A 21,628-nucleotide genomic window follows, 5' to 3' on the forward strand; every position below is an offset into this window, starting at 1 on the left:
GTAAAGAAATGCAAAAAATTGTAGAAATAACAGATAAAAAATTAATAAAAGAAGTTCTATCAAATGCAGAATATGGAACTCTTGCTTTATGTACAAATAACAAACCCTACTCCCTTCCTATTAATTTTGTAGAATATAACAATGAAATATTTTTTCATGGGGCAAAAAAGGGTAAAAAAATAGACTATATAAATAAAAATGCAAATGCAAGTTTTTCAGTAGTAGAAGCTTATTCTCTACTTCCATCTTATTTTAGTACAGATACGGAAAATGCAGCACCAGCAACACACCTTTTTAAATCTATAATTATCGATGGTAAAATTGAGTTTGTAGAAGATTATAATGAAAAAGCCCAAGCCCTAGAAGCCTTGATGAAAAAATATCAAAAAGAGGGAAACTATACACCACTACATGATTCTATGTATGAAAAAATCATCACTGCAACTTGCATATATAAACTTATACCTGAGCAAACAAAGGCAAAATTTAAATTAGGACAAGCCTTTACAAAAGAGAGATATGAAAGAGTAACAAACCATTTAAAACAGAGAGGCACCCCAAAAGATTTGGAAACGTTGAAGTTAATTGAAGAGTTTAAAAGAGTATAATATATTACGAAAAATATTATAAAGAGACAATATGGCACTAAATGACAAATTAAAATGGGACAAAAAATACGAAAATACGCCCTCTTTACTTGAAAAAAGAGAGCCTAGTAAAAAACTAATTAACTTACTTAAAAAAGTAAAAGGTAAAAAAGCTCTTGATGTAGCAAGTGGAGCTGGTAGAAATTCTATTTATCTTGCATCTAAAGGTTTTGATGTTGAATCAATAGATATTTCTCAAGTTGCCCTAAATGAACTTGATAAAAAAGGCTTTAGTAATATTACTTGTAAACTAGTTGATTTAGATGAATATGAAGTATCTAAAAATGCCTATGATCTTATCATCATGACAAACTTTCTTGATAGAAAACTAATACCCAAATTAGCCTCTGCACTCAAAACTGATGGTATACTATTTATTGAGACTTATATGCATGATGAGATAAATGAAAAACCATCATCAAATCCTGATTTTTTATTACAAAAAGATGAACTTAAAAGTTTTTTTGATGATAAATTTGAGATTTTGGATTATGACGAATTTGAAAATGAAGATTATGAATTATATCGAATGAAAAAACAATCAATAGAAGTAAAAAAACACTAATGTGTTTTTTTACTTTAACTCACCACTTGTCTCATACTTATTTAAATAGCCTCTTGGTGTAAGAACCAAACCATTTTTTGTAAGTTTTGTACTTGAATTACAAATTATGAGTATAGTATTCATTCCTACTTTTTCATGATTTATATCTTGTTCTATTAGCTCTGTTGTAGTTGTAATAGTTATATTTTCCTTTTCATCTCTTCCTACATTTTGAGCTATAATTGCTATTCGCTCTTCTACCTCATCAAGCCTAGCAAGAAAGTTTTGATATGGCAAAATTCTTTTTTTTGATTTTGGATTATATATACCCATAACAAAATCACACTCTAAAGAAGACTTGATTCTTTTATCTATTAAATTTATATCTGTTAATCTATCAGACAAAGAAATTATCGCAAAATCTTGAGATACAGGAGCTCCCACTTTTGAGGCTGCTGCCAAAAATGAAGTCACGCCAGGAAGAGAAATAAGCTCGATACTATCCCATAGATTCTTTTCATCTATTAACTCAACTATTAGTGTTGCCATACCAAATACATTTGCATCACCATTTGAGATTATGCATGTAGTTTTACCTTGCTTTGCATATTCTATTGCTTGGCTACATCGCTCAATCTCATGGGTCATACCAGAAGTATAAACTTCTTTCCCCTCCAATATACTTTTTAACTCCCTTGCGTATTTAGTATAAGATACTACTACCTCACACTCATCTATTGCTCTTCTTGCATCTGGAGTTATATAATGAACTCCCCCTGCTCCACTACTTACTATATATAATCTATTCACTAAACTGCCCCTGCAATTGTTATTTTTTTTTCATACACTTCTTTTGGTATTATTATCTCTTTGTATTTAGATACCAACACACTTGATGGTTCTGCTACACCTTTTAGTCCAAAGAACTTTTTAGCTTGTGAAGGGCTAAACTCACCTTCTAAACTATTTATTTGCGTTTCATCAAAAAACTTTATATCAAAGTTATATTTTTTTGCAAAAGTTAAAAGCCCTACTTCATCATTTTTTGCTTCAAAGGAAGCTATATTTTCTATTTGTTCTAAATCTAAGTTATGTTTATCTAAAAAGTAGAAAAAAGCTTTTTCTATATCTTCAAAACTTGTATTTCTATTACATCCCATACCTAAATATATTTTTGGTTTTAACTGTAACTTGTCACTTGATTTTAAAGGATTTATGATTACTGTATTTTCATCAATTTCATCAGCATTAATTAACTGCAAATTATTTTTATCCTCAATTGCATCAAAGATATTCTTATAAGTAAATACTTTAACTTTTTGTTTATTTATAAGTCTATTTGAGATATTTGCCAACTTGTTTAGATTTTCTATTTTCATATTATTTTTTTTGGCAAACATATCAAATGCAAATACCTTTACTTGGTCCGTTGCAGTTGATATAAAATTTATACAACCATCTATTTTATTAGCAATTACATCACTTAACTCATTTGCTCCACCAATATGTCCACTAAGTAATGGTATTACTTTTGACAAATCTATACTCATAACTAAAACTGCTGGATCTGTTGCTTTACTTTCAAGAAGTGGTGCAATCTTTCTTACAACTATTCCCATAGCAAGAATAAAAATAATAGCGTCATATTTTTTCCAAGCATTTGTTAAAACAGTATCTATCTTTTCATAACAAATAAGTTTGTCAAAATCATGTTCTAAATCTTTTTTTCCATATATATCAACTTCATACTCACTTAAATATTCATTTAATTTTATTGCACTATTTAGGCTTGGTTGATTTATAGAGATTATTGCTATTTTTAACATTTATTTTTCCCTAACTCTTTTATCAAAGGTTTCACATAAAGATGTGATTCTTCTGTCTCTTTTTGATTTAGGTACTCCCCAAAAAGTATAAGAGCTACCCCTTTTATATGCGATACTTTGTTTTGGATATCCAATATAGTTCCCTTATATATTTTCTCTTCTTTCCAAGTAGCTTTTTCCACTACCCAACAAGGTGTATCAGGACTATAACCTAACTCCAAAGCCTTCTTTTTTAACTTATTTAAAAGTAAGATTGATAAATAAAATGCCAATGATGAGTTTTTACAAGCTAGTATATTTTCTAGTTTTTCAGGATTTGGAGTTTTACCTTCTACTCTTGTTAGTATAATCGTTTGAGAAACTCCTGGAATAGTATATTCTATTCCTAAACTAGCAGCTGCACCAAAGGCAGCTGTGATTCCTGGTATTACACTGTATTTTATATTTTGCTCATTTAAGTATTCAATTTGTTTTGCAATAGTTGAATAAATAGATGGATCACCAGTATGAACTCTTGCCATTATTTTATCTTTATGCTTAGACAAAAACTCAAATATCTCTGGATATTTCATACCTTGAGAATCTACAACTAAGGCATCTTTTTTGCACCAAGAGAGTACTTCTTTTGGAACAAGGGAACCTGTATATAAAACTGCATCTGCTTTTTTTAAAATATTCATAGCCTTTACAGTTATAAGCTCTGGGTCACCAGGACCTGCACCTATGAAATATATCATTTGTTTTCCTCTTTTATTATCTTTATTTGGAATAATTGTCTTTCAGGTTCTACTAAATCAAGTTTTCCTTTATAAGTTGTAAGGCTTATTGAGTGGATTTCATAATCTATATTTGCTTCATTTAAAACTATATTCATCATTGAAAGATGTTTTAGGGTAATGGCATTTATTAGCATGATTCCTCCTTCTTCAAGTCTTTCATAAAGATAAGGAAGCCTTTTTATAACTTCTTCACCTCCACCACCTACAAATATTCTTTGTGGATTTTCTTCCAAGCTTTCAAATTTATCTTGGGCTTCACCTACAAAAAGTTCACAAGCTATCACTTTATGCTTTGTTAGATTTTTTTTGATATGTTCTATTCTCTCTTCATTCTTTTCAAAAAAGAGTGTTCTTGTTTTATATCTTGTATAAGCTTCTATACCACAACTTCCACTTCCAGCACCAATATCCCAGAAAAGCTGATTTGCTTTTAAATCAAGATTTTGTAAGCTTAGGTGTCGTTTGTATTTTTTAGTTATCATTCCCCTTTGGGTGTCAAACTCTACATCTTTACTTACTTCATTTTTAAGTGCAAAATTTCTTTTTATAATTAAAACATAAGGCTTTGATAAATCAAAAGATTCTACCTCCTTTGAAAAAATATCTATTTGTTTTATAATCTCATCTTCATATCCAAGTTTATATCCTATACTTACAGTAATATCCTCTTTATTTAAAAACTTGGTTGCTCCAATTATTTTTTTAATTGAATCCTTATCACAAAGCACAAAAGTATAACTGTTCGTCAAAAATCTAGATAAATCAAAATGTTCTCTACCATGTAAAGAAACAGTATCAATATTTGCATCACTAATAAAAAGCTTTTCCATCATATAATCTTTACTAGAAGTATTGTTTATAATCTTTACTTTTTCTTTTGGTAGAGTATTTGCTATGATTATCCCAGCGCTAAAGAATAAAGGACTTCCTGTAACTACATAAAGAATATTCTCTTTTTCATAGTTACTTTGTATATACTCTTTTATCTCTTTGAATTTTAGTTTTAGAATATTGTTTTGTTTTTCTTTAAAGTTTACATCACATAATATTTTGTCATATTTTGTTGTGTCAATATTGAGATTAGAAAAATCGTATTCACCCATTCCATTACCAATAATTGTTACCATCCTAAGACATCCTTTTGTTCTAATATTACGGCTTTGACATTTGAATTTTCATGCCAATGCTTTATTTGTTCATTTGCTTTTTTTGTTATCATTTTATAAAACTCTACTAAGAGCCCATACTTTTCTAGCTCTTGGGAGATTCCTTTTACTGTCAAAGTTGATTGAATATCCACTTTAAAGCCTAGTTTTTCTTCTATATCTTTTTGAAGTAGTTCAAAATCTATCACCCCAAAACGATTATGAGTATTTTTAAAACCTTGATAAACCTTTGTCATCTTTCCAATTCCACATAAAAAGATGACCTCTTTTGCACCTTCTTTTACTGCTATTTCAATAGAATCAAATACAAAATTTCCTATTTCTATAATAGCTTCTTCATTTGAGTATTTTTTTGCTACTTCTAAGGCTGAATTACCCAAAGTAAAATACAAAGTTTCATAACCATTTTTTATGGCAAACTCTATTTCAGTTTTTACTGAATCAATATAAGCAGAACTAGAAACTGGTTTTACAATCCCTTTTGTTCCTAAAATTGAAATACCACCTAGGACTCCAACTTTTGAGTTAGCAGTTCTTTTTGATATCTCTTCACCATCTGTCACAGAAATTGTGCACTTTAAGTCTAAATTCTGATATTTGGAACTTAACTCTTCAAAGGCTTTAAAAATGGCATCTCTTGGAACTGGATTAATTGCTGGAAAAGAAGGCTCTATCTTTAGACCTTTTTTTGTAACAACACCAACGCCTTCTCCCGCATAAATAGATAATTTGTTTGAATTCACTAGAAAAACTGAAGGGTTGTGGGTGATATTGTTCAAGTTTAATTCATGAAAATTATCACTAATGCATACCACTATTTCACACCCCTTTGTCACATCAAGGTCATCATTATCCATCTTATTTATTTTACAAATAGCTAGTTTTTCTCTCTCTAAAAAATCAGTTAAGGCTGAACAAAAAAGTAAAAATGCATGAGCACCAGTTGTTAAGCCTTTTCTTAATTCTTTTTCACCCATTACTCATCTATTTCACTCATAGGAACTTGAGCATATAAATCTTCTCTAAGCTCTTTATTTGTACTTAAAGCTAAAAATAACTCTTTCCATTTTGATTCATCATATTTATGAATATTTTTTAGCCAAATATTATTATTGGCCAAATTTCCATTTACTTTAGTATTTTCAAAAGTAACAGAAACCTGTCTAAATCTACAAGCTCCAAAACAGTTGGTTTTAGATATTTTTATACGATTTTTACCTTTATGAAGATCTAACTCTTTTATAATATCCCTTAGCTTTCCAGCTAAGTCATTACCTTTTTGTGTCTTTGAACATCTCTCTCCATCACAAATAAATAGTTGAGTTTTAAAATGCATTATGGGTTTATTTGGATCTAGTTTTTTAGGCTTACAAATAAAACCATCAGCCACTTCACTTCCCATATTATTATAGATTTTATTTTCCATTGTATTTATCTTTTCCATCAAAATCTTTGATTAGTTTATATGTAGCATGCAAAGTTGCAACTGTCATAGTTGAACTTCCAAATCTACCTTCCATAATAACAGCTGGCACATCAAAATGTTCACAAAATCTTTTCCCATATTTTTTTGATTCTACAACATTCACAAAACCAACAGGAAAAAGTAAAAATGCCACATTTTTAAGATCAACATTTTCATCAAGAAGTGTATTTATAGCTGCATATATAAATGTAGGAGCATTTCCACAAGCAAGAATCATAGGCTCATTTTTGTGTCTTTTTATTGCTTCTACTACTGCTGCATAACTTCTTGTTGTTTTATTTTTTTCTGCCCTTTCATAGGTAAAGGGCTCTTTTATATAACAAATCACTTCGTTGGAGTATTGTTTTAAATAAAAATCACTAAGTCCTACTTTTATCATATTTACATCAACTATTATTTTTGCTTGTTTTTTAAGTAGTTCTTGTATTCTAGGAATTGCATCTTTTGTAAAAAAGATATTTTCTAAAACTTCTTCAAAACAAGTAGTTGTATGAATAAGTCTACTTATAACTTCCATTTGATTTTCATCAAACTCTTTTGCTTTTTCGTAGTCTTGGAGTTCTTTACTTATCATCTCAAATGATTTTATTGAAATATCTGCTCCAATATTTACAGGAGGTTCTTCTTTTAAAAACTCCATTATTTTTTACCTTTTTTTGTTTTTAAAAAATCTATAAAAAGTGTCATGTATTTTTCTACTTTTTGTATTTTGCCTTTTTGGATATGTTCCCCTGCAAAATTTAGATTTTGGAATGTATACATTGTCCCATCTTCTTGCATATGTTTGGTGTCAAGTCCAACTTTTGGTCGCATATATACTTTTGTACTAGGAACATCTTTACCAACCAAAGGAATAATCTCAAATCTATTATCACCTAAACACAAGGGCTTTTTTACCCTTGAAGAGGCATAAGAAAATGATGTGATTCCTGCAATTACTTCACTTCTTTTATATAGTTTTTTATTTTGTTTTTTAATCATATCAAGTAAATAATATACTGTACTATATACAGCTGCATCTCCAAGTGTCACAAAAGATACACTTCCATATTTTTTTATTCCATCTTCTAAAATATCTACTTGATATTGCCAATCTTTTTTCTTAAAATGCATAGGTGCGTATACTGGAATAATAGGTTTTGAAAAACCATATTCATCCATCAAGTCTTTTATGATTTTATATGTAATTGACCTTGTAAAGCTATGATCCTTACTTTTAGTAGGGATACAAATAGCACCGCATGTTTGGAGTGCCTTTAAGGCTTTTATGGTCACAAGTTCCCAATTTGCAGGACCGAGTGAAACCATATATAATTTTATTTTAGTGTCCAAGTTTTATTATCTCTTCTTTTATATTATTAACAATAATCTCTTTTATTGTAGGCATTTGTAAAAGATTAAACTTCTCATCTTCACTTAGACTTTTTGCAATTTTTGTTTTAAAATGTTCACTTAACTCTTCACTTATTTCAGCCATATCATTTATATAGTGATTTCCACTTACTAAAAGCATAGGTACTATTTGAACTTTTTTAAAACCATCTTTTTTTATTCTTTTTATAAGTTCATCTTTAATAGCAAAAAAAGGAAAGGCTCCCTCTAGTGAGCAAGCATAATTTCCTTTTCTTTTTTGTTCTAAATACCTAGCACTATAAGTAACTGATTCTAATCCTCCAAGTTCTAACTTTGGAGTTCCATGTATCACATATAGATTTGCTGTCTTTTTTTTCGAAACTCTTTCATCAAGCTCTTTTAAAAAAAGTGTTGTATCTTTTGTTCTTGTAAAAATTGCATTTGACAATCTAATATTTGAAAATGAAAAATGTCTAAATCCTTCAACAGTCTTTTTCAAAAGCTCATGTTCGCAAGCTGGAAAAAGATTTATAGAAGCCACTATAATATTCTTATATCCATGCATATCAACATCTGCTATTGTTTGAGCTAAATTTTTATACTCAAATCCATGTTTAATCAAACCTTTTAAAACCATTCTAGAGCTAATAGCTATAAAGACATCAATTCCTTCAAATTGCTCTTCAATACTCTTTTTTAAGTCTAAATATTTTTGTTGTTCAATTATAGAACCAAAACACGATAAAATTATTGCTTTATCTTTTTTATAGTGTCTATATCTTTTCATTTTTCAGTGCAACTGCTTTATAAAGTCTTTTTTCTACAAAAGGACTATTTTCTAATTTTCCAAGTGTTTTTGCACCTGCAAGCACAGCTAAATCAATAAATGGTTCTAAAATTACAACACTCATATATGAGATTCCAAAAGTAGCAACTGCACTTAGATTTTCTATTCCAAAACCTTGTCCATAAAGTGCCCAAAAAGCAACCCAAGTTACAATTCCACCTTGGTAGGCAAGTGATAATTTTAAAGCATCTTTATAAGCGATATCTTTGTATGCAATATTTTGAGGAATAACTCTTTTTGCTAAATAACCCATTGCAAATAAAGGCATAAGAATAGTTGTTACATTCATACCATATTGTGGTAAATCAAATGGTGCGAAAAATACTCCTTGAATCAAAAGACCTAAAGCCAAACCAAAAGCAGCTGAACTAGCACCAAATATTAAAAATAGAGTTGAACCTAAGATTAGATGAACTTCTGAAACTCCTACTGGATGATGGGGAAGTACCTCAAAAAATATAAAAACTAAAATTGTAGAAATTATAGTTTTAACAATAAATGGAATTATCCCACTATTTTTTATACTATTTAATGCCATTTTTATAGCAATTCCAAATGAAACAGCAGCTGTTCCATAACTCAATAAGATTTTTGCACCTTGCACTACGCCTGCTTCTATATGCATGATTTGTCCTTGTATTATAAATATTTTAAATGTGTTTATAGATTTAACTATATGAAATGATTGTTTTGATTAGTAATTTAAAGTTAGTAAAGGAGGTGAAGTTTTATATTCTTGGAATTTTATAGCTTTAAGATGGTATTGTCTATTATTATCTATAGTACACAACTTAAATAAAGTCGAATACATTGCAATAATTGCTAACGAAAAGTATCGTTTTTTATAACCTCTTAAATGTTTCATAAAGAATTTTATCTAAATAATTATTAAACTATTATACTTAAGTATTATTTTAATATTTAGTTAAGTTTTAAAAAGAATAATTCATTCTTTTTTCAAGATACTTTGAAAAAATTGCAACTAAATAAGTCATTATAAAATAAAATACACCAAGAGTAAGATATATTTCAAAAGGTTCATATGTTCTCACATAAATCAATTGACCAGCTCTTGTCAACTCTGTTATTGAAAGAACTGAGACTAATGAACTATCTTTTAGAATCGCTGCATATGAATTTGTAATAGAGGGTAAAACAATACGCAAAGCTTGAGGATATATAATGTAAAATAACATATGCAAAGGACTCAATCCCAGAGATTTTGCAGCTTCATACTGTCCTTTTTCTATGGAAGTTACTCCAGAACGAACAATTTCAGACATGTATGCACCAAAATTTAGAGATAATCCTATTATTGCGGCTTCATGACTTGACATTGTAATGCCAATTTGAGGTAAACCATAATATATAAAAAAAAGTTGTATTAAAAGTGGTGTTCCTCTAAATATCTCAATGTAGATTGAAAAAATAGAATTAATTACTTTAGGTATTTTAAAACTTTTCAATGTCCCAATAATCAAGCCAATAAAAAAAGCTATCACAAAAGAGACAAAAGACAAATATATTGTCAGCCATGAAGCTTCTAGTAAAAATCCTAGGTTTTCATATACTACATTAAAATTCACTTATTTTACTGCCAACCATTTTTTAACTAGTTTGTCATAAGTTCCATTATCTTTTAGTGTTTTTAAAGCACTATTTATCTCTTTTGTTAAAGAGTCATTGCCTTTTTTCATTACAGCAACCAATTGAGATGGAGCTAAATTATCAACTATTTTGTATTCTTTGTTAAAATCTTTTTGAGTCAATGCATATGCATAACCTACTACAACAGCATCAATTCTTTTATGTTTTAAATCTAAAAAAGCTTCTGGATTGTAATTATATCTTGCCACTTTTCCTAAATCATTTAATTTATCAACTATTTGCTCACTTCCACTACCTAGTTGAACACCAACACTTTTACCTTTTAAATCTTCTTTTGATTTTATACTTTTATCATCTTTTCTAACAACAAGTACATCATTTAACAAATAATAAGTATCAGAAAGATTCACATTATTTGCTCCTGCTTCTTGACGACTCATAGCACTTATAATAACATCAAAATTATTGTTTTTTAATCCACCAAGTAATGCTTGCCATTCAGCATCTTTAATCACTATTTTTTTGTTTATAACTTTTCCTATTTCTTTGGCTAAGTCAATATCAAAACCAACAATTTTTCCACTCATTTCATCTCTTGATTCAAATGGAGGATAAGCAGCACAAAGTCCAACTGTAATACTATCTTTTTGGGCATGGGCAAAAATACCAAATACCAATAAAACAACTGCAATAATTTTTTTCATAAAAGTTCCTTTAATATATTCTCTACTGATGAACGTGGGTCTGCTTCATCTACAGCATAAAATTTTAAGTTTAAATTGTTTTTATCTAAAAGTTCAGAAAAAACTTCCATGTAAACACCCTTTTCATTGACACTTCTTGTAGAAGATAAGGTTTCTTCTAAGTTAAATGTATCATCTATTTCTCCACCCCATTTTCCACGAGATGTTTTTGTTATACCACAGTTAGGACTACCATCAATACCTATACAACCTGAAATTGTGTAACCATTATTTTTATAATCAAGAAGTTGAAAGATAATTGATTTTAATAAGGATTTATACTGTTCTTTAAAAAACTCAGTTTCATATTGTTCTTTTACTTGTCCCCATCGATTAACACCACAAGTAATTAGTTCAGGACAAGGAAGTTGAATAAAACCATAACCAGCTTTCATCAAAGGGGAAAGAAGAGACTCAAAGCAGCCTTCATAGTTTGCAAGTTTATAGACCTTTGCATTTACATTAAATAAACAATGACTTAAAAGAAGGATTCGTTTACTTCGAAGCATAAAAAACCTTAAAATAATAGTTTCCAAATAAAGTAGCTAAGACAATTATAATAATATTGTCGTTCCAAACCTTGGAATAAACTTAAAATTAGATATTAGTATTCTAATTAATTTTCTCTTAAATGGTGATGAAATTTTTTAGAATATTTATTAGCTATTTTTCACAATACTTTATTTAGACTATTAGGATATACTGAACTAATAACTTAAAGAAAGGAACTAAAATGGCAAAAGGAAAAGATGTACAGAAATCTGTTAAAACAGAACCTGCAAAATCACTAAAAGAAAAAAGAGCTGACAAAAAGGCTAAAAAAGCTTCAAAATAATAATATTTGAACTTAAAATAGGAATTATCCAGTTAGTAAATTGTTAACTGGATTTTCTTTATCTATGATACCTAAAATTTATTTTTCTTAATTTATCTAATCTCTTTATTAAATTCAACTATAAGATATTTAATGTTAAATTCAGATTATATTAATTTAGCATTAATATAAAGAAGGACTCACATGTTTAGTAAACTAAGTATAAGAATGAAACTTATAATTTCAACAATAATCAGTATGGTGGGATTAATATTTTTTCTTTCATTTTTTTATTTATCATCAATAAAAATTGAAAAACTAGATGAAGGTAAAATAATAATTGAAATATTAAAATCTGATATGTTAATGCTTAGAAGAAATGAAAAAGATTTTATTCTTCGTAAAAATATGAGTTATGTAGATAAATTTAATAAAAATATTTCAGTAATAAACTCACATATCAAATCCTTAGAATCTAACTTAGCTGAAGATGATTTTGATACAAAATATGTGGAAGACTTCAAAAAAGTAATAGTTGATTATCAATCTAAGTTTTCTAGTTTTGTAAAATCACAAGTTGAAATTGGACTCAATGAAAAAATGGGATTATATGGAAGTTTAAGAAATAGTGTTCATAGCGTACAAGATAGCGCTAAAAAAACCAAAAATCATGAATTATTATCTATGGTATATGACTTAAGAAAACAAGAAAAAGATTTTATGCTTAGACGTAATTTAAAATATGTTAATAATTTTAAAGAGAAGATTGACAAATTACTTACTAAAGAATTTATTACTGAAAATATTTCTACGGATTTAAATAATTATAAAAATGACTTCTTAGCTCTAGTTAAAGCAGAAGAACTAATAGGATTAACTAGTAAACAAGGAATTCAAGGTGATATGAGACAAACAATTCACCAAACTGAAGATATACTAAAAAAACTAGCAACTTATGTTAGTAGTGAGGTAAAATCAAAAATAAAAGCTTTAGAAAAACTCTTAATTATAATTGGCGTAATATTTATAATTGTTATTGCATTTTTCTCTATAATAACTATTAAATCTATCGTAAAAAATATTGAAACTTTTAAAGATGGCTTATTTAACTTTTTCAAATATTTAAGTAGAGAGGTTAACTCTGTAATTCCATTAAAAGTTGATTCAAAAGATGAAATTGGTCAAATGGCAGAAGTTATTAACAAACAAATCAAACTTATTGAAAAAGAGATTGAAGAAGATAGAACTCTTATTAATAATTCAATTAATATATTAAAAAGTTATGAAGAAGGTGATTTTACTCCAAAAATCAATCAGAAATCATCAAATCCTTCATTAAATGAACTAACATCTATAATGAATAATATGAGTATACATTTAGAAAGGAATATCGATGACATATTAAAAGTAATGTCTGATTATTCAAATTCTAATTATAAAACAAAAGTTTCTATAGATAATAAAAAAGCTCACCTAGAAAAACTTGCTAGAGGGGTAAATAGCCTAGGAGATAGTATCTCTGAACTTCTTAAAAAATCTTTAGAGATAGGTTTAACGTTAGGAGATTCATCAAACACTTTAATATCTAATGTTCATACATTAAATAACTCTTCAACATCAGCAGCTGCCTCGTTAGAAGAAACTGCTGCTGCCTTAGAAGAGATTACAAGTACTATTATAAGCAATGCTCAAAATATTGTTGAAATGAATAATTTTGCTACTAATTTAACTGATTCTGCAAAACAAGGTCAAGCCCAAGCAGCAAATACAGCAAAAGCAATGGAAGAGATTACAACACAAGTTACAATGATAAATGAAGCAATTACAATCATTGATCAAATAGCTTTCCAAACAAATATTTTATCACTAAATGCAGCAGTAGAAGCAGCAACAGCAGGAGAAGCTGGAAAAGGTTTCGCCGTTGTTGCACAAGAAGTTAGAAATTTGGCATCAAGAAGTGCTGAAGCTGCAAAAGAGATAAAATCTTTAGTAGAAAATGCTACAGCTAAAACAAATGAAGGTAAAGGCATTAGTGCTAATATGATTGAAGGATATAATTCATTATTAGAAAATATTGAAAATGCTACAAAAAAAATCAATGATATTTCAATATCAAGTAAAGAACAAGAAATTGGTATCAAACAAATTAATGATGCTATAAATCAGCTTGACCAGCAAACACAACAAAATGCTTCTATTGCATCAAAAACAAATACTATTGCAATAGAAACTGACTCTTTGGCAAAAGAGATTATCAATGATGCACAAAATAAAGAGTTTGAAGGTAAAGAAAATACTAAATTAAGAAAACATTTTTCTTATAAATAATCTAAAAAAGATATAGAAGATTAAACTTTATAAAGATGCTTAATCTTCTACTTCTTCATACGCTAATATAATTTTTTTTCTTTTTATCCCCCATCTATATCCAGCCATTGTTGCACTTTTTGAAATAACTCTATGGCAAGGAATTAAAAAGCCAATATGATTTGCACCAATTGCACTTGCTACTGCTCTTACTGCTTTTGGTTTACCAAGTAAATTTGCTACATCTGAATAATTTAAAACTTTCCCTTTTGGAATATTTAATAAAGCTTTCCAAACATTTATTTGAAAATTTGTTCCTTTTATAAAAATATCTGTTTTTTCATTATTCACAAAAATTTTATCCAATAATTCTTGAGCTTTTTTATCATCTTGGACAAATTTTGCACTCTTCCAAGAAGATTTGAATCTATTTAGAACCTCAGCATAACTATCATCATAGAACTCCAAAGCACATATACCTTTTTGGGTACTTGCAATCATAGTTTTACCAAAGGGCGAAAAACCAAATCCATAAGTTATATCAAGGTTTTCACCCATCTTTTTATATTCATGTGGTGTCACTCCTATAAAATTAACAAAGAGTTCATGCAGTCTACTAGAACTTGATAATCCCAAATCAAGAGAAGTATCTAAGATAGACTTTGAAGTTTGAAGTTTCTCTTTTGCATAAGAAAAAGTAGTTGCTTGTAAAAACTGCATGGGAGTTACTCCCACATACTCTTTAAATATTCTTGCAAAATGATGTTTACTCATTCCTATATGTTTAGCCACCTCATCTAAATTTGGTTGATTAGAGTAGTTTTTATCAAAGTATTCAATAGCTTTTTTAATATCTTCATAATATTTGCTTTTTTCTTCTAATTTATTCATAATAAAAGTATATTATTTAAAACAAAAATTTACAATCCGAATCTTGCTATTTTATTTGCTCAATAACATTCTTATATAAAGACCAACCGTACTTGTGTACCCTACTTCACTAAATCTTAGTTTTTTATCTTTGTCATAAATAAAAGTAGTAGGAAAACCTTTGATATTAAACTTTTGAGAATAAAATCCATCATCATCATTTACAACTTTAAAAGTAAGATTATTCTGCTTTAAATAATTTTGTATCTCTTCTTTACTTCCAGATTGAACGGCTATGGTTATTACTTCATACTCTTTAGAGATTTTTTCAATATTTGCAGCTTCAAGTTTACAAATAGGACACCAAGAGGCCCAAAAATGAATAAGTACGGGCTTATTTTTAGGTATATCAAAAGTTTTGCCATCAAGAAGAGTAAAGGTATTTATATCTAGTCTATCTTTGTTTAAATCAAGTGCTTTATAATAACTAATTCCATTCATAGCTATTATCAACATCAATACAATTATAATACCCTCTTTAAGATACTTTTTTATTTTGTCTTTCATCTTTTACCTTACTTGAAATTCTAAGAATAGTAATTATAGTTTTATATTGTTGGTAATGTGTTTAGGTGAAATTTTAGAATTAATATTTGTACATACAAATATTAAGCTTTATTTAATTTTTTTAATTATATCATTTGTATGTACAAATAACTAGGAGCCTTGATGTCAGAAAGTTGTGAAACTATTAAAAGTTGTGAAACTATTAATAATTATCTAGAATGTTGTTTGTTTTTTACTTCAAATACAATGAGTAGATTAATAAACAAAATGACAGAAGATGCATTTATGTCAACTGGACTTGCACCCTCATATGCATTTTTGATGATGGTTGTTATTGAAAAAGAATCAATTGGAATAGGTGAATTAGCAAATGTTTTAAAACTAGCACCCTCAACTGTTACACGATTTGTTGATAAACTTATTTTAAAAAATTATCTCAAAAGAGAGCAAGTTGGAAGAAATATGACAATAACTGCAACATCAAAAGGTAAAGCATTATTACCGAGTATAAAAGAATCATGGAAAAGACTTTTTAATACTTACTGTGACATACTAGGAGAAGAGTTTGCAATAGAATTAACATCTAATATGGCTAAAGCAAATAAATTTTTAGAGAACAAATAAGTTCTCTTTTTATTTGATTCAATTATTTGTATGTACAAACAATAAAGGAGAAGAATGATTAAAGAAAAAACCCTAATCATATTAAGTCACCCAAATTTAGAACTGTCAAAATTTAACAAAAGTCTAATTAATGGAATTAAGCACTTAAATAATTTAACAATTAGACACCTAGATTCATTATATGGAAGTGATACAAAAGCTTTTGATGTTGAAGCTGAACAAAATATGCTTTTAGAACATGAAAGAATTATTTTCCAGTTTCCTTGGTATTGGTATAGTTCACCTGCAATGATAAAAGCATACCAAGATGAAGTATTAACTTATGGTTTTGCATATGGAAACCAAGGAGATAAACTTTTTGGAAAAAAATTTAAAATCGTAACTACAATTGGAGGTCCAGATTATTCATATCAAGAAGGTTCATGGAATAAAAAATCTATAAATGAACTTTTATCTCCTTTTCAAGTAATGGCAAGTCTCACGGGAATGACTTATACAAAAGCGTTTAAAGTACATGGTGTTGCTGCCATGGATGATGAGGAATTAGCTAGCAAAGTAAAAGAATACAAAGAAGAGTTACTCAATGAGTCTTGGGACAATGGATTAACTAAATACATAAGAAAAATAAATCAAGAAACAATAAAGGCAAAATAATGAAAGAATATATGGTTGAATTCACAATAATAGCAGATCCTAAATCAAAAGATTTTCAAGATTTACTCCCCGCAGAACAGCAAAGAACGAAGGAACTTTTAAATAGTGGAGAAATAAGACATATGTGGTTAAAAGAAGATAAAAGTGGCGGATATTTTGTAGCATTTACAAATAATGAAAAAGAAGTACAAGAGATCAATGATTCTTTACCTTTGAAAAAGTATCTTGCATTTAAAACTTATGCACTTAATATGAACTAACAAAAAACAAGAAAATAGGATTTTATAATAATTAGAATCCTATTTACATATCAAATCACTATTGTCCAGTTAATTAAAATTTTTCACCTTTTAACTTACATTATTAGTAATGTGTTTAGAACTACTCTATTAAAAAATCCTGCAAATTTGTTTTACCATAATTTATTTGTGCATTTGAATCTTTTATCTTTTTTGCAACTATTCCCATAAGTGTTTTAACACCTTTTGTTTTTTCAGGATCAGTAAGTGGGAAAAGTCTTACTGTTACTGCTTCACCTTTACTTGATAGTTGTATAAAAAAGTTTTGAGTTTTGCCATCTTCTATTGAAATACTCTCTATTAGTGCTGAGTTTTCTTTGTAATCTATATACTTATTTGTTATTTTAAGTATTCCTTTTTCAAGCTGTTGCATCATTGGCTCAATTGCATCGTAGCACTCTTTTACACTTTTTGCCTTTTCCAATACTATATGTGGCATATATATCTCCATAATTTAAATTTTATTATCATATATAAAATAACTAATCATTAGTACCTTATTTATGGCAATTAATAAACTTGATAAAAACAATACTATAATATACTATATCAAAAGAGAAAGGTTTTATGAATGAAAAACTATATAAAAAACAAAACTGCTCTTATCACAGGAGCCACATCTGGTATAGGTAAACAATTAGCCCTTGATTTATCAAAGATGAATTTAAATCTTATTTTAATTGGACGTGATTTAAAAAAACTTCAAAAACTTCAAAATAAGATTCTAGAAAAAAGTCAAAAAAAAGTTCTAATTGAAAGCATAGATATTACAAAAAAAGATGCTGTCAATAAAAAATTAAATAAAATTCTTGGAGAGATAAGTGTAGATATTCTTATTAATAGTGCAGGTTTAGCTCTAGGAACTGAAAAAATTGATGAGGGAGATATTGAGAATTGGGAGACAATGATTGATACAAATATCAAAGGATTACTTTATGTTAGTAAAGTAATTATTCCTCAAATGAGACAATTAGAAACAGCACATATACTTAATATAGGCTCTCAAGCTGGGAAATTAACCTATCCAGGTGGAAATGTCTATTGTGCTACAAAATCTGCTGTTAGAACGCTAAGTGAAGCTATGAATATAGATTTATTAGGAACAAATATTAAAGTGACAAATATTGCACCAGGAGCTACAAAAACTAATTTTTCAAATGTGCGTTTTAAAGGAAATAAAGAAAAAGCAGACTTAGTATATAAAGGTTATGAACCATTAAGTGCAAAAGATATTTCAAATACTATCATTCATGTACTCAATACACCTAAAAATGTGAATATTCAATACCTAGATATAACCCCTATTTCGCAAAGAAATTCATATTTAGTACATAGGGGAAATTAATAAAATGTAATTAATTCCTTTACTTACTTTCTTTAGGTTTATATTTTTTTAGTAAATAATTTTTGTATTCTTCAAAGCATTCTTTATTAGAATAAAAACCTATTGCAAGTTTATCTCCATATCCTTGACTTTTTCTAGTTGATTGAGTAATTCCATATACTTGTATTGTAGTTATTTTTTCTTTATTATCTATCTTTTCTACCTTTTTTTCTGTACATTCTCCAAAATAAACATTTGTTTTATATAGTTGTTTAGTACTACATCTATTACTATAATATGTTTTAATATCATCTAGCTTTGAATATATATAATACTTATCTCCTCTTGAGATATCTAGTCTAACAGTAATCTCTTTACATATTTCATTATCAAATTTGTATCTATCATTGTAATATGAAATATAATTAACAAACTGAAGATTTGATATTGGCTTAGTTTCTTTTCTCGTGTGATAAGTAACATTTCTTATTTTAAATCCATTAATATCTATAAGTTTATTTTCTTTATCATAATTTGGAACTTGTAGCGCAATTTCATTATTTCCACATCCAGTTAAAAGAGTAATAATTAATAAACTAATAAAAAGTAAAATAGTATTTTTCATTGTTATCTTCCTTCTAATAATCTTCACAATAATATAGTTTTCGTAAAATAATATCTTAATAGTAATAAAATACCAATTTTATATTAAAATTATTTTAATAAATGATATTTTAAGCAACTAAAAGAAGAAAGCTCTTATTAATGAAGGAGTTGCAGTTTAATAATGAATAGTAAAATAACATCTTAACTTATACTCTTTGTCTAAGCACTAATTTGATAAAATACAGCCCTAATAATAGTTTCACAATCAAAACAAAGTTTATTTAAAAGGTTTATTAATAATGAGTGAGCACAAAGATTTTTTACGAGTCAAAGTTGAAGAAGACTTAAAGTCAGGCAAATACAAAGAAGTAGTTACAAGATTTCCTCCGGAGCCAAATGGATTTCCACATATAGGACATGCTAAATCTATCTGTATAAATTTTGGTATTGCACGAGACTTTGGTGGACACTGCAACCTTAGAATGGATGATACAGATCCTACTAAAGAAGATACAAAATATGTTGAGGCTCTTAAAGATGCTGTAAAATGGCTTGGTTTTGAGTGGGGAGAAACAGAGTATTATACTTCTGATTATTTTTCTAAACTTTATGATTATGCTATTGAACTCATTAAAATGGGTAAAGCATATGTTGATAGTCTAGATGAAGAAGAGATAAGAGAATACAGAGGAACTGTTACACAAGCAGGGAAACGAAGTAAATATGCAAATCGTTCTATTGAAGAGAACTTAGACCTTTTTGAGAGAATGAAAAAGGGTGAGTTTAAAGATGGTGAACATATTTTAAGAGCTAAGATTGATATGTCGGCTTCTAACATGAAAATGAGAGACCCTCTTTTATACAGAATCAGACATGCTCACCATTATAGAGCAGGAGATGAGTGGTATGTTTATCCTATGTATGATTTTGCTCATTGTCTGTCAGATTATACAGAAGGTGTTACTCACTCTATTTGTACACTAGAATTTGAAAATAACCGTGAACTTTATGATTGGGTACTTGATACTCTTAAATTAACCCCACCAAGACCTTACCAACACGAGTTTGCAAGACTTGGTATCAACTATACAGTTATGAGTAAAAGAAAGCTTCTAGAGCTAGTAGAAGGTAAATATGTAAGTGGTTGGGATGACCCTCGTATGCCTACAATTGCTGGATACAAAAGAAGAGGATATACACCTGAGTCTATTTTAAACTTTTGTGACCAAATAGGAATTGCAAAAGCAAACTCTATGGTAGATGTATCTCAACTTGAATTTTGTATCAGAGATGATTTAAATACAAAAGTACCAAGAGTGATGTGTGTACTTGACCCAATAAAAGTTACCATTGAAAACTATGAAGGAAGTGAAAGCATTGAGGCTTCATACTATCCACATGATGTTCCAAAAGAGGGTTCAAGAAAAATACCTTTTTCAAAAGAACTTTATATCGAACGAGAAGATTTTTCTGAAAATCCACAAAAAGACTACAATCGTCTTACACTAGAACAACCAGTAAGATTAAGACATGCTTATATCATCACTTGTAAAGAAGTAATTAAAGATGCAAATGGAAATATTACAGAAATAAAAGCTGAGTATAATGCTGATTCTAAAAGTGGTTCAGATACAAGTGGTATCAAGGTTAAAAGTGCTATTCAATGGGTTGATGCAAAAGAGGCAAAAAAAATCGAAGTAAGACTTTATGACAGATTATACTCTTGCGAAGCTCCTGATGGATTAGAAGATTTAAACCCTGATTCTTTACATGTTATTAAAAATGCACTTATTGAGCCAGCTGTTATAACTGATAAAGCTGATGTTAGATTCCAATTCGAAAGACAAGGGTATTTTTATGCTGACCCAATTGATTACACAGATGAAAATCCAGTGTTTAATAAAATAGTAGGACTAAAAGACTCTTGGGCTAAAAAAACAAAAGTAGTTGAAGAGACAGTAAAAGCTGCGCCTAAACAAGAAATAAAAAATGCACAAGTGCATGGTGAAGCCCAAGCGTTAAATGAAAAAGAAAAAGCACTATTTGATAAATATACAACTGAACTTAAATTAAATAGTGAAGTTGCAAATATCTTAGCAAGAGATGAAAAGCTTTCATCATTTTATGAAGAGGCATTATCAGAGCTGAATAGCCCTGTTGCAATAGCAAATATAGTAGCAAATGATATAGCAAAAGAGCTAAAAGAAAAAGAAATAAATGAGTTGAAATTTACAGCAGTTCAAATAGCACAACTTATTAAAATGGTAGATGAAGAAACTATTTCAAGTAAAATTGCAAAACAAGTATTTGAAGAGATGTGTAAATCTGGGAATAATCCAACAAAAATAGTTGAAGCAAAAGGACTAGTACAAATAAGTGACCCATCAGTAATCTTACCAATTATCGATGAAATTATCTCAAAAAATCCAGACAATGTAGAGAAATTCAAAGCAGGTAATACAAAACTGTTAGGCTTCTTTGTAGGACAAGTTCTTAAAAATACTGGGGGAAAAGCAAATCCACAAGTTGTAAATGAACTTGTAGCACAGAAGTTGAAATAATAT

25 protein-coding genes are annotated in these 21,628 nt (G+C 28.5%); 8 read left to right on the forward strand and 17 right to left on the reverse strand.

Annotated elements, in window-relative coordinates; translation table 11 throughout:
• Positions 1 to 8: 8 nt before the first annotated feature.
• Both ACNI3D_RS11255 and ACNI3D_RS11260 read left to right on the forward strand, forming a co-directional pair.
• Complete coding sequence (locus ACNI3D_RS11255) at positions 9 to 608, forward strand: pyridoxamine 5'-phosphate oxidase family protein (RefSeq protein ID WP_419767065.1); 600 nt, start codon at positions 9 to 11, stop codon at positions 606 to 608.
• A gap of 31 nt (positions 609 to 639) precedes the next feature.
• A complete protein-coding gene (locus ACNI3D_RS11260; protein WP_419767066.1) occupies positions 640 to 1,212 on the forward strand; it encodes a class I SAM-dependent methyltransferase in 573 nt (190 codons plus the stop codon).
• A 9-nt stretch (positions 1,213 to 1,221) separates the two neighbouring features.
• Here ACNI3D_RS11260 and ACNI3D_RS11265 read toward each other — a convergent pair whose 3' ends face one another.
• The 13 genes from ACNI3D_RS11265 to ACNI3D_RS11325 form a co-directional block, all read right to left on the reverse strand.
• Positions 1,222 to 2,001, reverse strand: a complete 780-nt coding sequence (locus tag ACNI3D_RS11265) for a precorrin-3B C(17)-methyltransferase (protein WP_419767067.1) — start codon at positions 1,999 to 2,001, stop codon at positions 1,222 to 1,224.
• Positions 2,001 to 3,017, reverse strand: a complete 1,017-nt coding sequence (locus tag ACNI3D_RS11270) for a cobalt-precorrin 5A hydrolase (protein ID WP_419767068.1) — start codon at positions 3,015 to 3,017, stop codon at positions 2,001 to 2,003. Before ACNI3D_RS11270 ends, ACNI3D_RS11265 begins: the two co-directional genes overlap by 1 nt.
• The gene (cobM, locus tag ACNI3D_RS11275) at positions 3,011 to 3,754 is read right to left on the reverse strand and encodes a precorrin-4 C(11)-methyltransferase (RefSeq protein ID WP_419767069.1); all 744 of its coding nucleotides are present in this window, start codon (positions 3,752 to 3,754) and stop codon (positions 3,011 to 3,013) included. The genes ACNI3D_RS11270 and cobM overlap by 7 nt, the downstream gene beginning before the upstream one ends.
• Positions 3,751 to 4,923 (reverse strand): precorrin-6Y C5,15-methyltransferase (decarboxylating) subunit CbiT, encoded by a 1,173-nt coding sequence (gene cbiT / locus ACNI3D_RS11280; RefSeq protein ID WP_419767070.1) that lies wholly within the window; start codon positions 4,921 to 4,923, stop codon positions 3,751 to 3,753. Before cbiT ends, cobM begins: the two co-directional genes overlap by 4 nt.
• Entirely contained in the window at positions 4,917 to 5,939 is a 1,023-nt protein-coding gene (gene cbiD, locus ACNI3D_RS11285; protein ID WP_419767071.1) for a cobalt-precorrin-5B (C(1))-methyltransferase CbiD, read from the reverse strand. The genes cbiT and cbiD overlap by 7 nt, the downstream gene beginning before the upstream one ends.
• Positions 5,939 to 6,406: a (2Fe-2S) ferredoxin domain-containing protein gene (locus ACNI3D_RS11290; protein WP_419767072.1), complete on the reverse strand. Its 468-nt coding sequence runs from the start codon at positions 6,404 to 6,406 to the stop codon at positions 5,939 to 5,941. The genes cbiD and ACNI3D_RS11290 overlap by 1 nt, the downstream gene beginning before the upstream one ends.
• Positions 6,378 to 7,088: a precorrin-8X methylmutase gene (locus ACNI3D_RS11295; RefSeq protein ID WP_419767073.1), complete on the reverse strand. Its 711-nt coding sequence runs from the start codon at positions 7,086 to 7,088 to the stop codon at positions 6,378 to 6,380. The genes ACNI3D_RS11290 and ACNI3D_RS11295 overlap by 29 nt, the downstream gene beginning before the upstream one ends.
• Complete coding sequence (locus ACNI3D_RS11300; protein ID WP_419767074.1) at positions 7,088 to 7,780, reverse strand: precorrin-2 C(20)-methyltransferase; 693 nt, start codon at positions 7,778 to 7,780, stop codon at positions 7,088 to 7,090. The genes ACNI3D_RS11295 and ACNI3D_RS11300 overlap by 1 nt, the downstream gene beginning before the upstream one ends.
• Positions 7,770 to 8,588 (reverse strand): sirohydrochlorin cobaltochelatase, encoded by an 819-nt coding sequence (locus ACNI3D_RS11305; protein WP_419767075.1) that lies wholly within the window; start codon positions 8,586 to 8,588, stop codon positions 7,770 to 7,772. The genes ACNI3D_RS11300 and ACNI3D_RS11305 overlap by 11 nt, the downstream gene beginning before the upstream one ends.
• Positions 8,575 to 9,273 carry an energy-coupling factor ABC transporter permease gene (locus ACNI3D_RS11310; protein WP_419767076.1) on the reverse strand — a complete coding sequence of 233 codons (699 nt, stop codon included), beginning with the start codon at positions 9,271 to 9,273 and terminating at the stop codon, positions 8,575 to 8,577. The genes ACNI3D_RS11305 and ACNI3D_RS11310 overlap by 14 nt, the downstream gene beginning before the upstream one ends.
• Positions 9,274 to 9,580: 307 nt before the next feature.
• Positions 9,581 to 10,234, reverse strand: coding sequence for an amino acid ABC transporter permease (locus ACNI3D_RS11315; RefSeq protein WP_419767077.1), 654 nt, complete (start codon positions 10,232 to 10,234; stop codon positions 9,581 to 9,583).
• Entirely contained in the window at positions 10,235 to 10,960 is a 726-nt protein-coding gene (locus ACNI3D_RS11320; RefSeq protein WP_419767078.1) for a transporter substrate-binding domain-containing protein, read from the reverse strand. It lies immediately after the preceding gene.
• Positions 10,957 to 11,508 carry a CD3072 family TudS-related putative desulfidase gene (locus tag ACNI3D_RS11325; RefSeq protein WP_419767079.1) on the reverse strand — a complete coding sequence of 184 codons (552 nt, stop codon included), beginning with the start codon at positions 11,506 to 11,508 and terminating at the stop codon, positions 10,957 to 10,959. Before ACNI3D_RS11325 ends, ACNI3D_RS11320 begins: the two co-directional genes overlap by 4 nt.
• Before the next feature lie 509 nt (positions 11,509 to 12,017).
• Between ACNI3D_RS11325 and ACNI3D_RS11330 the strand changes: the two genes are divergently transcribed.
• Positions 12,018 to 14,141, forward strand: coding sequence for a methyl-accepting chemotaxis protein (locus ACNI3D_RS11330; protein ID WP_419767080.1), 2,124 nt, complete (start codon positions 12,018 to 12,020; stop codon positions 14,139 to 14,141).
• 39 nt (positions 14,142 to 14,180) lie between these two features.
• Here the strand turns inward: ACNI3D_RS11330 and ACNI3D_RS11335 are convergent, their stop codons facing one another.
• Positions 14,181 to 15,011: a bifunctional helix-turn-helix domain-containing protein/methylated-DNA--[protein]-cysteine S-methyltransferase gene (locus ACNI3D_RS11335; protein ID WP_419767081.1), complete on the reverse strand. Its 831-nt coding sequence runs from the start codon at positions 15,009 to 15,011 to the stop codon at positions 14,181 to 14,183.
• A 51-nt stretch (positions 15,012 to 15,062) separates the two neighbouring features.
• Entirely contained in the window at positions 15,063 to 15,557 is a 495-nt protein-coding gene (locus ACNI3D_RS11340; protein ID WP_419767082.1) for a protein disulfide oxidoreductase, read from the reverse strand.
• Between the two features lie 162 nt (positions 15,558 to 15,719).
• On the opposite strand from ACNI3D_RS11340, the gene ACNI3D_RS11345 reads away from it, so the two are divergent.
• The 3 genes from ACNI3D_RS11345 to ACNI3D_RS11355 are packed head-to-tail and all read left to right on the forward strand — an operon-like array spanning position 15,720 to position 17,095.
• Positions 15,720 to 16,181, forward strand: coding sequence for a MarR family winged helix-turn-helix transcriptional regulator (locus ACNI3D_RS11345; protein WP_419767083.1), 462 nt, complete (start codon positions 15,720 to 15,722; stop codon positions 16,179 to 16,181).
• Positions 16,182 to 16,235: 54 nt separating this feature from the next.
• Positions 16,236 to 16,835, forward strand: a complete 600-nt coding sequence (locus ACNI3D_RS11350; protein WP_419767084.1) for an NAD(P)H-dependent oxidoreductase — start codon at positions 16,236 to 16,238, stop codon at positions 16,833 to 16,835.
• Positions 16,835 to 17,095, forward strand: coding sequence for a muconolactone Delta-isomerase family protein (locus ACNI3D_RS11355; protein WP_419767085.1), 261 nt, complete (start codon positions 16,835 to 16,837; stop codon positions 17,093 to 17,095). Before ACNI3D_RS11350 ends, ACNI3D_RS11355 begins: the two co-directional genes overlap by 1 nt.
• Before the next feature lie 121 nt (positions 17,096 to 17,216).
• On the opposite strand, the gene ACNI3D_RS11360 is transcribed toward ACNI3D_RS11355, so the two are convergent.
• Positions 17,217 to 17,573: a hypothetical protein gene (locus ACNI3D_RS11360; protein ID WP_419767086.1), complete on the reverse strand. Its 357-nt coding sequence runs from the start codon at positions 17,571 to 17,573 to the stop codon at positions 17,217 to 17,219.
• Positions 17,574 to 17,705: 132 nt separating this feature from the next.
• Between ACNI3D_RS11360 and ACNI3D_RS11365 the strand changes: the two genes are divergently transcribed.
• Positions 17,706 to 18,479, forward strand: a complete 774-nt coding sequence (locus tag ACNI3D_RS11365; RefSeq protein ID WP_419767087.1) for an SDR family NAD(P)-dependent oxidoreductase — start codon at positions 17,706 to 17,708, stop codon at positions 18,477 to 18,479.
• Between the two features lie 19 nt (positions 18,480 to 18,498).
• On the opposite strand, the gene ACNI3D_RS11370 is transcribed toward ACNI3D_RS11365, so the two are convergent.
• Entirely contained in the window at positions 18,499 to 19,083 is a 585-nt protein-coding gene (locus ACNI3D_RS11370) for a hypothetical protein (protein ID WP_419767088.1), read from the reverse strand.
• Between the two features lie 280 nt (positions 19,084 to 19,363).
• Here ACNI3D_RS11370 and ACNI3D_RS11375 point away from each other — a divergent pair, with 280 nt between their 5' ends.
• Positions 19,364 to 21,625, forward strand: a complete 2,262-nt coding sequence (locus ACNI3D_RS11375; RefSeq protein ID WP_419767089.1) for a glutamine--tRNA ligase/YqeY domain fusion protein — start codon at positions 19,364 to 19,366, stop codon at positions 21,623 to 21,625.
• Positions 21,626 to 21,628: the final 3 nt, after the last annotated feature.

Origin of the sequence: Arcobacter siniprincipis (SeqCode) (assembly GCF_048571125.1) — a bacterium.
Lineage (GTDB): Bacteria > Campylobacterota > Campylobacteria > Campylobacterales > Arcobacteraceae > Arcobacter > Arcobacter siniprincipis.